This is a genomic window from Novosphingobium rosa NBRC 15208 (assembly GCF_001598555.1).
Classification (GTDB): Bacteria; Pseudomonadota; Alphaproteobacteria; order Sphingomonadales; family Sphingomonadaceae; genus Novosphingobium; species Novosphingobium rosa.
Window position 1 is genome coordinate 97,673 of sequence record NZ_BCZE01000025.1, and the last position, 14,615, is coordinate 112,287.

Consider the following 14,615-nt stretch of genomic DNA (forward strand, 5'->3'; position numbering starts at 1 on the left):
TTGCGGCGACCCATAACAGACAATACCGTCCGATGGTATACCAAAACTAAGCCTGGATAAGAGGATTCGCAAGGCATGGCAAGCAAGACCGAAATGGCAGGGGACGGCCCGGCTGATGGCGGCAGCGTCATCGAGGAAAACAGCATCGGCTTCGTCCCCCTTGCCGCGCGGCACGGCAAGGTGCGCGACCTGTTTACCCTGTGGTTCACCACCAACATCGCGCCGCTGCCCGTGGTGACCGGGGCGATGGCGGTGCAGGTCTATCACCTTCCGCTGCTTTCCGGGATCGTGGCCATCGTGCTGGGGCATCTGGTCGGCGCATTGGTGCTGGGCGCATGCTCCGCGCAGGGCCCGCAGATGGGTCTGGCGCAGATGATCCAGAGCCGGGGCCAGTTCGGGCGCTATGGCGCGCTGCTGGTCGTCACCTTCGCCACGCTGCTCTATGTCGGCTTCTTCACCTCCAACATCGTGCTGGCGGCCAAATCGGTGCATGCGCTGGCCCCGGCGGTCGGCCTGCCGGTGGGCGCGATCATCTGCGCGCTGGCGGCGGCGGGCATCGGCCTGCTGGGCTACAATCTGATCCACTGGCTCAACCGCGTTGGCATGTGGTTCATGAGCGCGGGCGTGATCTTCGCCGCCTTTGAACTGGTCCGCAATCTGCCTGCCAGCGTCTGGACATCGGGCCATGCCTCGATGATCGGGCTGCTCTCGATGTTCTCGCTGGCGGCCGTCTGGCACATTTCCTACGCCTGCTACACGTCGGACTATTCGCGCTATCTGCCGCCCAGCGTGGGCATTCGCGGGCCGTTTCTCGCCAGCTTTGGCGGGGCCGCGCTGGGTGCCGCCGCCTCCTTCACGCTGGGCGCCATCGCGGTGGCCGGCGCGCCGGACAGCGCCGATCCGCTCGGCATGGTCAGCGGCGCGGCGGGCGCTTTGGGCCCGGTGCTGATGCTGCTCTTCGTGCTGAACATCGTCAGCCATAATGCGCTCAACATCTATGGCGCGGTGCTTTCACTCATCACCATGGCGCAGACTTTCGCGGTTTCCTGGATGCCGGGGCGCAAGGCGCGGATCGTGATGTCGGCGCTGGTGCTGGCCGGATGCCTCACCGTCGCCACCCTGTCGGCCACCACCTTCGTGCCGCGCTTCATCACCTTCGTGATCGGGCTGATGGTGGTGCTGGCCCCCTGGGCAACGATCAACATCGTGGATTTCTACCTGATCCGCCGTGGCCAGTATGACATCGACTCCTTCTTCAAAGCCGATGGCGGGATCTATGGCCTGCTCGATGCGCCGGCCGCCATCGCCTATGTCGCGGGCATTGCGGTGCAGATCCCCTTCCTCTCCAGCTCGCTCTACACCGGTCCGCTGGCGGCGGCGCTGGGCGGATTGGACATTGGCTGGCTGGTGGCCCCCATCGTCACCGGCGGCCTCTATCTGGCGCTGGGCCGCAGCCGCAAGGCTCCCAAGCCCCGCGCGGCAACCCTGATCCCGGCCCGCGCCGAAACGCGCTGAGACCCAAAACCTTCGGAGGTCGCCCCCATGTCGTCCCAAACCTCGCCCGTCACGCTGGTGCGCGAACGCCCCGCTTTCCTCTCCTCGCCCGAGGAGATCATCGACGACGCCCGCAATGGCCGGATGTTCATCCTGGTCGATGACGAGGACCGCGAGAATGAGGGCGATCTGATCATCCCGGCCCAGATGGCCACGCCCGACGCCATCAACTTCATGGCGACTCACGGCAAGGGATTGATCTGCCTCGCCATGGCCAAGAGCCGCATCGACCAGCTGGGCCTGCGCCCGATGGTGGAGACCAACGGCACCCGCCATGGCACGGCCTTCACCGCCTCGATCGAGGCGCGGATCGGGGTCAGCACCGGCATTTCGGCGGCGGATCGCGCCCGCACCGTGGCGGTGGCGATCAATGCCATCAATGGCCCGGACGAGATCGTCTCGCCCGGCCATGTCTTTCCGCTGGCCGCGCGGGAGGGCGGCGTGCTGGTCCGCGCCGGGCACACCGAGGCGGCGGTGGATGTGGCGCGTCTGGCGGGGCTCAACCCCTCCGGCGTGATCTGCGAGATCATGAAGGAGGACGGCACCATGGCCCGCCTCGACGATCTGTCCGCCTTCGCTCAGCTGCATGGTATGAAGATCGGCACGATCCGCGACCTGATCGCCTATCGCCGCCGCCATGACCATATCGTGGAAAAACGCGCGGAGGCCAGCTTCCACAGCCGCTGGGGCGGCGAATGGAGGGCCCTGACCTTTGCCAACCGCGCCACCGGCACCGAGCAGATCGCGCTGGTGAAGGGCAGGATCGATCCCGCCAAACCGACTTTGGTGCGCATGCATGCCATCTCCGCCTTCACCGACATCTTCGGCGGCAATGGCGCGGGGCTGGGCGTGCTGGAGCAGTCGATGCGGATGATCGGCGAGGAAGGCTGCGGCGTGGTCATCGGCATCAACAGCCAGCGTGACGACCGCTACACCATGGCGCTGAAGGCGCGTTCGGGGCAACTTTCGCCCTCGGATATGGATGAGTTGCGCGACTATGGCGTGGGCGCGATGATCCTGACCGAACTGGGCGTCGAGCAGATGGTGCTGCTGACCAACACGCATCGCACGCTGGTGGCGCTGTCAGGCTATGGCCTGTCGGTGGTGGGCGAGCGGCGGATAGCCACACCCGACGCGCCCTGAGCGCATCGGCACATCTCAAACGCAAACAGAACAAGGGACGCGGCCATCATGGCCGCGGGGGAGAGACTTATGCTGACGGCAATCACCTTGCTGGCCGCCATCGCGGCTGCGCCTGCCACTCCGGGCGCGGCGACGCCCGTGCCGAACGACCCCGCCACCACGGCGGAAACCACCGCCCCGCAAGAGGCGGCGGCGCTGCCGGAGGCCCCTGTCACGCCGGGCGCCGCCACCGACGCGGCGCCGAAATCCAGGCTCAAGCTGGGCGTAGGCATCCGTGGCCGCTACGATCTGCGCTTCAACGATGCGGGCGCCAACGGGCAGCGCCGCACCTCCAGCCATCTCTCCTTCGACACGCTGGCCCTGACGGCGGATTACGATTCAGAGCACTTTTTCGGCGCGGCGCAATACCGCTTCTACGGCGGCAGCTTCATCTATGGCAAAGCCTCCGGCTATCAGAACTACCCCGGCGAGGTGAACTATCTGATGTATGGCTATGCCGGCGCGAAACTGTCCAGGAAGGACACCGTCACCCTCGGCGTGCAGGCCGTGCCCTTTGATGAGCAATATTGGGGCTCTTCGCTGCTGGATGACCTCGGCTTCGTGCTGGGCATGGAGGAAACCTACAACCTCGGCGTGAAATACGCCCATAAGGGCGATCGTCAGCAGTTCCAGCTCGGCTTCTTCCCCTCCAGCGGGCCGGACGGCATGGGCATCAGCCTGGATGGCTCGCGCTATTCCACCAACATCGCCCGCGCCGACTCTTACGTGCCCAACGGCAGCCAGAATGACGAGCGCAACATGGTGATCGGCAGCGCCCGCACCACGCTGGTCAACCCCGTTGGGAAGGGCGGCTTCAAGCTGGACGCGATGGGATCGGCCTGGATCTCCACGATCCACAATTTCGACACCAACCGCAACGGCAGCAAGCACCTCTTCGCCGCCAGCCTGATCGCCACCAGGGGCCCATGGCACGCCAAGACGCTGGTGGCCCGGCAGGACATCAACCCGCGCAACCCGGGCCGCAACGACATGATCACCGTGGGCGGCTTCGATGCCTCCTACAACATCGCCACCCACGGCACCTATGTCTTCGCCGAAATCGGGCGCGATATCGACACCGGACACTTCCCGCTGAACGTCCAGCCCTATCTGAACTACGGCAAATTCATCAAGGACGCCGCAGGCTTCGCGGACAGCGAGCGCTTCGATCTGGGCGCGGTCTGGACCTCCAAGCACAGCAAGCATGTGAAGGTGTTTTCCGAGCTGCTGGTGGGCCGCAACGATCCCTATGTGGGCGCGGGGCAGTTTATCTCGGGCGGGGCGCAGGGGGGCGATAATCGCTACAAGGTGTCGTTCATGCTGGTGGCGGGGTATTATTTCTAAGGGCGCTTGAAGGGAAGAAAGATGCGAGGGGATTATCCCCTCGCGCTCCCATGACGTCTTCCGGCGATACGGCAGGGGCACCGCAGGCTTTAAACCTGCGGCGCTGCGACGTTGCTCTTTGGCTGAACCCGGCACGCGACGTAGACACTAAAGGGAGCGCGAGGGTTATGACCCTCGCATTTCCCCTTTCCTTCCCTCCAAAATCCGCGCAACTTTTCGCGCAACCACCCAAGGTTCCCTGCCCTGCGACGACATGCCCGAACAACAAGACAGGCCGTAACCTGTTTGTCGCAATCGATTTGCACCCGGGCCCTTCCCTTTGATAGTCGGGCGAACCATCTGGACGGGGGCCACACTTATGAAAATCGCACTTTTGCTGGGCATGGCTCTGGCCACGGTGGCTCTGCCCTCGCTGGCGCTGGCCGACGATCCCAACGATCCGACGATGCGCAGCAGCGCCGCCCGCGCGCGTGACCGGGAGGCGATCCGGCAGCTCAACCTGCGCGAGGCCGCCCGCGTGCGCGAGCGTGACGCGCGCTATGCGGAGGGTTGGAGCAACAGCCAGAGCTACAGCGCCCCGCGCTATGAGAGCAGCGACAGCAGCTACGCCCGCAGCCGCGCGCAATATGAGCGCGAACTGGCCGCATGGCGCCATGCCGTCCGCGCCTGTCAGGCCGGGGATTACGATTACTGCGCTCGCTGAACTGCCGGTAACCCCATGAACAAAGCCCCGGCGCCTGAACGCCGGGGCTTTGTCTTTGGCGCTTACGGCAAGCGGAAGGCCACCAGCGTATCGGCCATCTGCTTTTGGCCCACCGCCGTGCCACCGCCTGCGGCCACCACGATATACTGCTTGCCGTCCTTGCCCATATAGCTGACCGGGGTGGAGGCGGCGCTCGCCTCCAGCATGGTCTCCCACAGCTGCCTGCCGTTGCGGGCATCAAGAGCGCGGAAGCGCCGATCGTTGGTGGCGCCGATAAAGATCAGTCCCGATTTCGTCGTCATATTGCCGCCGATGCTGCTGGTGCCCGCCAGCGCGCCCTTGGGGCCGATCCCTTCGGTGATGCCGATGGGCACGCGCCAGGCGATCTTGTGGCTTTCGGTGTCCACAGCCACCACCTCGCTCCACGGCGTGGCGCCGCAGGAGAGGTTGATGCCATCCTTCGTGGTGAAGCTGAAGGGCTGGGCCGGGCGCCCGCCGCGCCGCATCGGCGGCCCAGCCTTCATGCCGCCGGCATCATCCGGCGAGGCATGGCCCATGCCCTGCGGCTGATTGCCGGGCAGAGTGAAGGTCACGCGGTTCTGCAGGTTGACGAAGTAGAGATGCAGATCGGGATTGTACGATCCCCCGCCCCAGTTCGGCCCGCCCACGGAACTGGGATAAGTGATCACCGCATGATCGGGCGCGCGGCGCGGGGCATAGAGCGGGTCGCTGGTGGTGTGGTTCTCGTCCCACACCTTCTGGCAGGCGGCGCGCATGCCGGGGACGAGATCGGGGATTTCGTCGCGCGTCATCTGCGTGCGGGCCAGCGGGCCGGGCGCATCGGGGAAAGGCTGAGTGGGCCAGACGTTGGGGTCTGGCGTCACCGGTTGCTGGGTGGGCCTTTCGGCAAAGCCATTCAGAGGTGTGCCGTCCCGGCGGTCGAACATGAAGAACAGGCTGTGCTTGCCCGTCATGGCCACGGCGGGCACGGTCTGGCCGCCCTGCTTCACATCCATCAGCACGACGGGGGTGGGGGAATCCCAGTCCCAGATGTCGTGATGGGTGATCTGGTGATACCACTTGAGCTTGCCCGTCTTGGCATCCAGCGCCAGAATCGAGCTGGAATAGAGCTGCGATCCGGCCACACCGGGCGGCGCATTGGCATCCCCGGTTACCGCATAGACCACGCCTGCCGCATCATCGGCGCTCATGGTGGACCAGACGTTGGCGCCGGACAGGTTGCGCCACTGGTCGCCGGTGTAATCCTCGTTTCCGGCCTCGCCGGTCTGGGGGATGGTGTGGAAGGCCCAGACCTGCCGCCCTGTCCGCACATCGAAGGCGCGGATATCGCCGCGCGGGCCGGGAGGGCCATCCTCGCCGGGGCGCGAGCCGGTGATGAACAGGTCGCCCACCACCAGCACCGGATTGGGCACGGTGAAGGAGCTGCGGCGTGATTCCCCCACGATCTCGCTGGAAACGCCGATATAGGCGTCGATCTGGCCGTTTCGGCCAAAACCCCTGGCGGGGCGCCCGGTGGTCACGTCCACGGCGGTGATCATGCCGGAATCGGTGGCGAAGATCAGGCGGGGCGCGGTTTTGTCATCGCCTGGCCAATAGGCGATGCCGCGGCCATGAATGTTGAGCGGGCTCTCATACTTCCAGATCACCTGCCCGGTTTCCGGGTTCAGCGCGGTGACGCTGGCCTTCAGATCGGGCTTGGCGGGGGAGGCAGGGGTGGAGATATACATCACCCCACCGATCAGCAGCGGCGTCACCTCGAAACGGAAATCCAGCCCCTGATCGCCCTGAGGGGTGATCCCCGCGCCATAGTGATAGGTCCATGCCGGTTGCAGTTTCCGCACATTAGCAGGCGTGATCTGGCTCAGCGGCGAGAAGTTCATATTGGCATTGCCACCGCCATAGGCAGGCCACTGGCTGGGCCCGGTCGGGCGCGGATAGGTGGCGGTGGAGGCGGGTTCCGTCGGCAGACTGGCCGGAGCAGCGCCCTCCTTGGGCGCGAAATGGGTGCTGAGATAGGTGTGGATGGTCTGCGCCTCGCTTTCGTCAAGCTGGGCGCCACGCGCCATCATCGCCTGAATGGTGGCCGCCCATTCCTCGGGCGTATGACGCTTGCCGATGGTGAGGCCGATCGCATGGCACAAGGCGCAATGCTGGGCGACAACCTCCCGCCCTGGCCCCGCAGGCAGCAGGGCCAGCGTGGCCTCCGCCGATTGCGGCGCGGGCGGTTGGGCCTGCAGCGCGCTCAACGCCAGCACGCTGAGCGGCATGCCCAGCAGCGCGGCCCTCAGAGCCATTTTCCTGTTTTGAATGAGCATTGTGTCCCTCGCCCTGATCTTTGTTGTTATGGCTTGTCCAGCGTCACGTTTTCGCTGCGCAGGCCCAGCGCCCAGTCGATGCCTTCCAGCAGCAGCGCCTGATTTTTGGGCTCATCGAGAAACTCGTCGCGGTGCCCGCCGGTGAAGTTGAAGACCCGCCCCTTGCCGTAGTTTTTGGCCCAGACGATCGGGTAGTAATCATCGCTCCGCCCGGAACGCGCCTTTTGCTCCGGCGTCATGGCCGCCGGGTCCAGCGCCATGATGGTGTGAACGCTGCCCCGCGTGAACTCGGGTTTCAGCACCGGCCATTGATCGGCCCACAGAAAGCTGCCCTTGCCGAAAGCCGCCGCACCCTTCCACGAGGGATCGACCACCTTCGCCTTCATCCCGCTGACGGGATACTCATTGGCCATAAAGCCGCCGATCATCTGCCCCCACTCGGGCCAGTTGTAGAAGTTCACCCCCTGCGCATGGCCCAGCACCAGCCCCTTGCCATCGTCATGGATGGCGGCGATCAGATCGGCCTTCTGCTGGTCGCTCATGGTGCCCTCCCCGCTGCCGAGGAAGACCACCGCATCGAAATAATCGAGGTTGCGGATGTTGGTGTTGCCCCTGGCGTAACGGGCACTGGTGACCTTGACCGGCGATTTGGTGATCAACTGGCTGTCGGTGCGCAGAAAGGCGACATAATCGCCGCTTTTGCGCCCCATCTCCTCGATCACCGCCATGGTGTGGTTGATCGATGTGTGGTGAAAGCCGCTCTGCACATCGGCGATGACCAACAGTTTCTTCTTGCCCGGATAGGGATCGCAAGGCGCATTGCAGAGCCCGCCGGGGCCGCCGGCAGAAGCCGCCTGCTGCGCTTGCACGCCACCCGCCGCCAGCCCCAGGGCCCCGCACAGCAGCAGCCATCGAGGGATCGTCTTCATCGCCATCTCCACCGGCCTCGAGCCTTCTTCTTGAGGCCAGTTTCGCGATCCTTCAGCGACTTGCAAGGCTGTGCGCGGGCAGACCATGCTATCATTCATCCATGGCCAGACGGAACGATCCCCTCACTCCATCCATAGGCCTGCACTATGGATAGATCAAATATGGCGATTTGACCTTATGGTCACCCCGCCTATCCTGCCCGCCAAGCCGCCACCAACAGCGGCATCCGGTCGAGAGGTGCCATGCAGGCCTATATTCTTCGCGAGACGATCATCAGCATGATCATCAACGCCGCGTTTTCGCTGGCGTTTTTTCTGGCGGTCTTCGGCCATGGCGCTGCGGTGCCGGTGTGGGGCATCGGCGCCTATGCCTTCGACGCCCTGCCGCAAAGCATCGCCATCGCCGCCATGAGCACGCTGGTCCCCGGCGCCATCGCCCTGAAAAAACGCCGCAGCGGCGCGCTGCGCGTGGCCCCGCAGGCCCGCACCTCGCAGCCGTTCCTGCCGCACAACCTCTGGCTGAGGGCCGCCGTGCTGGCCCTGCTTTCGGCGGTGCTGGGGGGCTTGTTCAACAGCGTGGCGCTGCTGGTGCTGGGTCTGGCGCAGCTGCCATGGTGGCCCGCGCTGATCGCCAAGCTGGCCTATGGCGCGGCGCTGGCCGGGATCGTCACGCCCATCGCCTTGCGCGCGGCCCTGCGCGGCTGACCCGCTCAGGCTTGCCACATGTTGAGACGATACAATAATATCTGAAAAACAAATGCCTGCTGCAGCATCAACCCATGTATGACTGCTTCAACGATTGATCTCTGGGAGACCCGATTCATGCCCCCAAGTTCCCCGGCGCGTTCCCCGGCCCGCCTTCTGCGCTGGGCCCTGTGCGGCGCCAGCGCCCTCTCCGCACTGCCTGCCACCGCCCAGACGGCTCCCGCGCCCGCCACCAGCCTTGAGGACCAGTTCCGCGATCCGCCGCAATCGGCCCGCCCGCGCGTGTGGTGGCACTGGATGAACGGCAACATCACCAAGGATGGCATCGCCAAGGATCTGGCCTGGATGAAGGCGGTGGGCATCGGGGGGCTGACCAATTTCGACGTCAATCTGATGACGCCCACCATCGTGCCCAAGCGCCTCGCCTATATGACGCCCGAGTGGAAGGACGCCTTCCGCTTCGCCGCCAGCGAGGCTGACCGGCAGGGGCTGGAACTGGCCATCGCCTCCTCGCCGGGCTGGTCGGAGACTGGCGGCCCATGGGTCAAGCCCGAGGATGCGCTCAAGAAAGTGGTGTGGAGCGAAACCCGCGTCACTGGCGGCAAGCCCTTCACGGGCAGGCTGGCCGCGCCGCCTTCGATCACCGGGCCCTTCCAGTCGCTGGCGAAACCCATGGGGCTGGACGATGTGGTCACCACCGGCAAGAAGGCCGGGGAAGGCCCGCATCTCTATGGCGACATCGCCGTGCTGGCGGTGCCCGATGCCGCGCCTGCCGATGTGCTGCCCAAGGCCTCTGTCACCGGTGGCGCTTCGGTGGATGCCGCCCCCTTCCTCGACGCGGATCTGATGAGCGGCGGCGCGGTGCCGCGCGGCTCGGCAGAAGCCCCCGGCGCGCTGATCTACAGCTATGACCAGCCCCAGACCATTCGCAGCGCCAGCCTCTTCCTGCCCGGCGCCAAGGTGATGTTCCGCGGCCCCAGCGTGGCCCCGGTGCTGGAATCCAGCACCGATGGCGCCAGCTGGCAGCGCGTGGCCGATATTCCGGCCTCCGATACGCTCTCCACCGTCAGCTTTGCGCCCGTGACGGCGCGCTGGTTCCGCGTGGTGCTGCATCCGCTGCCGCCCACCGCCAGCAACATGGGCGAGCCCGGCGCGGGCACGGTGATCCCCGATCTGTTCGGCAAGATGGAGGCAGACCCCAACAAGCCGTGGCAGGTCAACAGCTTCCGCCTCTCCGGCGAGGCGATGGTCGACAAGTTCGAGACGAAAGCCGGTTTCAATCTGGCGCTCGACTATTTCAAGCTGGGCACGCCGCAGGATGGCGCCAAGGGGCCGGCCCCCGCGCAGGTCATCGATCTGACGGGCAAGTTGCGCCCCGATGGCTCGCTGGACTGGACTCCTCCAGCCTTGCCTCACGGGGGCAACTGGCGGGTGATCCGTCTGGGCTATTCGCTGCTGGGCACCACCAACCATCCCGCCCCCGCCGAGGCGACCGGGCTTGAGGTCGACAAGTTCGATGGCGAGGCGGTGCGCCGCTATCTCGACCATTATCTGGCCATGTATGACGATGCCGCCGGGCGCGATCTGATCGGCAAGCGGGGCGTGCGTGCGCTGCTCACCGATTCCATCGAGGTGGGCGCCGCCAACTGGACGCCCAAACTGATCGAGCAGTTCAAGCGCCTGCGCGGTTACGATCCCACGCCCTGGTTGCCCACGCTGGCGGGCGTGCTGGTGGGCAGCCGCGAGGATGCCGACAGGTTCCTCTTCGACTGGCGCCGCACCCTGGGCGATCTGATGGCTTCGGAGCATTACGGCACCGTGGCGAAGGCCGCCCATGAGCGCGGCCTGATCGTCTATGGCGAGGCGCTGGAGGATCACCGCCCCTCGCTGGGCGACGATATGGCGATGCGCAGCCACACCGACATCCCGATGTCCGCGATGTGGACCTTTGGGCAGAAGGCTGGCCCCAACCCCTCCTATCTGGCCGATATCAAGGGCGCGGCCTCCGTGGCCCATATCTATGGGCAGAACCTTGTGGCGGCCGAGAGCATGACCTCGGCGCTGAATTATTGGGGGGATTCGCCGCGCACCCTCAAGCATGTGATCGATCTGGAGTTCGTGACCGGCGTGAACCGTCCGGTTGTCCATACCAGCGTGCATCAGCCGGTGGACGACAAGGTACCGGGCCTTTCGCTGCTGATCTTCGGCCAGTTCTTCAACCGGCATGAGGCCTGGGCGCCGCTGGCCCGGCCCTGGGTCGACTATATGGCGCGCAACGCGCTGATGCTGCAGCAGGGCCGCAATGTGGCCGATGTGGGCTATGTCTATGGCGAGGAAGCCCCGCTGACGGGCCTCTATGGCGACAAGCCGGTGGCCGATGCCCCCACCACCCACGCCTTCGATTTCGTGAACAATGCCGCTTTGACGGGTGCGCTGAGCAACGATGGCAGCGAGGTGGTGACACCAGGCGGCGCGCGTTATCAGGCGCTCTATCTGGGCGGATCGAGCCAGCATATGACGCTGCCCACGCTGCGCAAGCTGGCGGCGCTGGTCGAGGGCGGCGCGAATGTGGTCGGCCTGCCGCCGCAGGACAATCCGGGCCTTGGGAACGATACGGGCGAGTATCGCGCGCTGGTCGCCAGGCTGTGGCCGGGCAGCGGGGATGCGCATGTCGGCAAGGGCCGCGTGATCGCTTCGGACAGGATCGAAAGCGCGTTGGCCACGCTGGGTCTGGCTTCGGATTTCCGCATGGCCGATGCCGCTGCGGATGCCGATGTGCCCTTTATCCACCGCCGCTGGTCCATCTCTGCCGATACGTCGGGGGATGACTACTTCCTCGTCAACCGCAAGACCCGACCCGAACGCTTCGAGGCGCATTTCCGCGTCACCGGCAAGCTGCCCGAACTGTGGCATGCCGAAACCGGGACGTTCGAGCGCGTCAGCTACCGCATCGTGAACGGCGAGACGGTGGTGCAGATGACGATGGAGCCGGAGGACGCCGTGCATGTCGTCTTCCGCCAGCCCGCCCCTGCCGATGCGATGATGCTCAAGAAGCTGGCCCCCGCGCCCATCGCCACCGTCGAGGGCGCATGGCAGGTGGCCTTCCAGAGTGGGCGCGGCGCCCCGACCAACACGAACCTGCCCGCGCTGCAATCGCTGAGCGACAACGCCAACCCGGGCATCCGCTATTTCTCGGGCGTGGCGACCTACAGCAAGGACATCGCCGTGCCGAAAACATGGCACGCCGGGCAGACGCTGTGGCTCAATCTGGGGCAGGTGAATGAGGTGGCGCAGGTCAGCGTCAACGGCAAGGTCGTCGGCACGGCATGGCATGCACCCTATCGCGTGGATATCTCGCAGGCGGTGCATGCCGGGGCCAACCATGTCGAGATCAAGGTGGCCAATCTGTGGATCAACCGCCTGATCGGTGACGCCCAGCCGAATGCCCAGAAGATCACCTTCACCGCCCTGCCCACCTATCGCGCCGATGCGCCCTTGCGCCCCTCGGGCCTGATCGGTCCGGTGGTGCTGGAAGGCGCGGGCCAATAAGGCTAAAACCCTGTCCATGATCGATCCGCGCGCCCTCCGTACCTTCCATCAGGTCTGCCAGACCGGATCGATCAGCGGAGCGGCGCGCAGCCTCAACATCTCCCAGCCCTCGGTCTCCGCCGCCATCGCGCAGCTGGAAAGCAAGCTGGGAGCCCGGCTGTTCGAGCGCACCCGCGCCGGCATCGTGCTGACCCCGGAGGGCGAGGCGCTGGCCGCCCGCGCCCGCATGCTCGACCATCTGCTGCGCGATGCGCAAAGCGATGTCACCGCCGCGCAAAAGGGCCTTGGCGCGCCCTTGCGGGTGGGCGGCACGCCGGGCGCGCTGGTCAGCCTGCTGCCGCGCGCGCTGGAACTGATGGAGGCGCATCAACCGCGCCTGACGCTCAATGTGCTGGAACGCCCCGACCGCGACCTGCTGGCCATGCTGCGCGATGGCGAGATCGACCTCGCCTTCGTCACCACCGCCATCGAGGCCCCGCCGCCGGACATTGAGGAACGCACGCTGGACCGCGATCCCTTCGCGCTGATCGTGGGCCGCGCCAACAACAGCCTGCCCGATCGCTTTTCGCTGAAGGATGCCGCCCGCCTGCGCTGGGTGCTGCCCGAGGCGCAGGGGGCCTTTCGCCGTCAGGTGGATGCCCTGTTTCTGGCGGCGGGCGCCCCGGTGCCTTCCGATGCCATCCGCTGCGATTCCCTGCTGACCACCAAGGCCATCGTGCGTGGCGGCACCCGCGTCACCATTCTGCCGCGGCAGGTGGCGGCGGCGGAGCTTTCCATCGGCGTGCTGCGCGCCATTGCGGTGGAAGAGGCCGGGTTCGAACGCTCGATCGGCGCGCGCTGGCTGAAGGAGCGCCCTTTGCCTCCGCTGGCGGCCATGCTGCTCGATCAGCTTTCGGCCTGAACCATAGTTACAGCCTATGCATACCCCAAAAATGCGTATTTTACCTGATGCAAAAATCGGCGCACAAGCCGCTTCAAGATAGGGCGCCACCACCCAAAGGCGCCGCAGCAGACCAGTCCTTGGGAGAGGCTTTGTGAGCATCCTTTTTCACAACATCCGCGTCTTTGACGGCACCCCCAACCCGGCCCGCGAAGGCAGCGTGCTGGTCAGCGGCAACACCATTGCCAAAGTCGCCTATGCGCCCGAAACCATCGACGCCAGCGAGGCTGACACCGTCATCGACGGTCAGGGCGGCACGCTGATGCCCGGCATGGTCGAGGCGCATACCCATCTCACCTGGGCCTCCAGCGTCGAGAAGATCTACCACCAGTTCATCCTGCCGCCCGAAGAGCTTGAGGTCGCCGCCACGCGCAATGCCCGCGTGCTGCTCGATCACGGCTTCACCAGCGCCTATTCCGCTGGCGCCTTGGGCGACGGCATCGAGGCCCGCCTCAACCCGAAAATCCTTGCCGGCGAAGTGCCCGGCCCCCGCCTGATCCCCTCCACGCTGGAACGCAGCCCGGATGGCGACGACACCGGCGATGTCTTCAACGGTCGCGGGCCCGAAGCGATGCGCGCCTTCGTGGAATATTGCGCCGATCAGGGTCTGGGCTCGATCAAGCTGGTGATTTCGGGCGAAAGCGCGCTCAAGCCCGGCAGCCATGGCGAGGTGCTCTACACCGAAGAGGAAATGGACGCCGCGCGCGAAGCCACCCGCGAACACGGGTTGTGGATCGCCTGCCACGCCTACACGGATGCGGCGGTGGATCTGGCCCTGCGCGCCGGGGCCCGCATCATCTACCATGCCAGCTACATCAGCGACGCCATGATCGAGAAGCTGGCCGCCCATAAGGACGAAGTCTTCTATGGCCCCGGCTGCGGCGTGTCTGTCGCCGCGCTGGAAGCCAGCCCGCCGCCCCACATCGACATGAGCTCGATGAAGAACTCCGCTGCCGAGCGCATGGAGCTGGAAGGTGTGCTGGTCCCCAAGATGAAGGCGGCGGGTCTGCGCATCCTGATCGGTGGCGACTATGGCTTCCCCTTCAACCCCAACGGTCGCAACGCCCGCGATCTTTCCCATTTCGTGCAATATTTCGGCTTCTCGCCGGTGGAGGCGCTGAACGCCGCCACCGCGCTGGGCGGCGAGTTGATGGGCCTGAAGGTGGGCCAGGTGAAGGAAGGCTGGCTGGCTGACCTCCTGCTGGTCTCCGGCGATCCCACGCAGGATGTCGCCATCCTTCAGGACAAGGACCGGCTGACCGCCATCATGAAGGATGGGCAGTTCCACAAGGCCCCTGCCGAGGCCGCCGTGGCGTAAAGCAAACCGCATAAAGGCCGGGCGCCGGGAGCAGGCGCCCGCCAACAGGGATATG

Annotated in this window: 10 protein-coding genes; 8 read left to right on the top strand and 2 right to left on the bottom strand. The window is 65.7% G+C overall.

The window, feature by feature from the left end; all coding sequences use genetic code 11:
- Window positions 1-75: 75 nt before the first annotated feature.
- The 4 genes from SR3_RS10535 to SR3_RS10550 all read left to right on the top strand — a co-directional run bounded on the left by SR3_RS10535 (window position 76) and on the right by SR3_RS10550 (window position 4,783).
- Window positions 76-1,515, top strand: a complete 1,440-nt coding sequence (locus SR3_RS10535) for a purine-cytosine permease family protein (RefSeq protein WP_218018798.1) — start codon at window positions 76-78, stop codon at window positions 1,513-1,515.
- Between the two features lie 27 nt (window positions 1,516-1,542).
- On the top strand, window positions 1,543-2,697 hold the full coding sequence (gene ribB / locus SR3_RS10540) for a 3,4-dihydroxy-2-butanone-4-phosphate synthase (RefSeq protein ID WP_068085003.1): 1,155 nt from the start codon (window positions 1,543-1,545) through the stop codon (window positions 2,695-2,697).
- Between the two features lie 69 nt (window positions 2,698-2,766).
- On the top strand, window positions 2,767-4,080 hold the full coding sequence (locus SR3_RS10545) for a hypothetical protein (RefSeq protein ID WP_068085006.1): 1,314 nt from the start codon (window positions 2,767-2,769) through the stop codon (window positions 4,078-4,080).
- 358 nt (window positions 4,081-4,438) lie between these two features.
- Entirely contained in the window at window positions 4,439-4,783 is a 345-nt protein-coding gene (locus SR3_RS10550) for a hypothetical protein (protein ID WP_068085009.1), read from the top strand.
- Between the two features lie 62 nt (window positions 4,784-4,845).
- Here SR3_RS10550 and SR3_RS10555 read toward each other — a convergent pair whose 3' ends face one another.
- Both SR3_RS10555 and SR3_RS10560 read right to left on the bottom strand, forming a co-directional pair.
- The gene (locus tag SR3_RS10555) at window positions 4,846-7,098 is read right to left on the bottom strand and encodes an outer membrane protein assembly factor BamB family protein (protein ID WP_068085012.1); all 2,253 of its coding nucleotides are present in this window, start codon (window positions 7,096-7,098) and stop codon (window positions 4,846-4,848) included.
- A gap of 47 nt (window positions 7,099-7,145) precedes the next feature.
- Window positions 7,146-8,048, bottom strand: coding sequence for a ThuA domain-containing protein (locus SR3_RS10560; RefSeq protein WP_169805610.1), 903 nt, complete (start codon window positions 8,046-8,048; stop codon window positions 7,146-7,148).
- A 243-nt stretch (window positions 8,049-8,291) separates the two neighbouring features.
- On the opposite strand from SR3_RS10560, the gene SR3_RS10565 reads away from it, so the two are divergent.
- The 4 genes from SR3_RS10565 (at window position 8,292) to SR3_RS10580 (ending at window position 14,560) form a co-directional block, all read left to right on the top strand.
- Window positions 8,292-8,753: a hypothetical protein gene (locus tag SR3_RS10565; RefSeq protein ID WP_068085017.1), complete on the top strand. Its 462-nt coding sequence runs from the start codon at window positions 8,292-8,294 to the stop codon at window positions 8,751-8,753.
- Between the two features lie 117 nt (window positions 8,754-8,870).
- Complete coding sequence (locus SR3_RS10570) at window positions 8,871-12,302, top strand: glycosyl hydrolase (protein WP_068085063.1); 3,432 nt, start codon at window positions 8,871-8,873, stop codon at window positions 12,300-12,302.
- Window positions 12,303-12,318: 16 nt separating this feature from the next.
- The gene (locus SR3_RS10575; protein WP_068085020.1) at window positions 12,319-13,203 is read left to right on the top strand and encodes a LysR family transcriptional regulator; all 885 of its coding nucleotides are present in this window, start codon (window positions 12,319-12,321) and stop codon (window positions 13,201-13,203) included.
- A 133-nt stretch (window positions 13,204-13,336) separates the two neighbouring features.
- Window positions 13,337-14,560 carry an amidohydrolase family protein gene (locus SR3_RS10580; RefSeq protein WP_068085023.1) on the top strand — a complete coding sequence of 408 codons (1,224 nt, stop codon included), beginning with the start codon at window positions 13,337-13,339 and terminating at the stop codon, window positions 14,558-14,560.
- Window positions 14,561-14,615 lie beyond the last annotated feature (55 nt).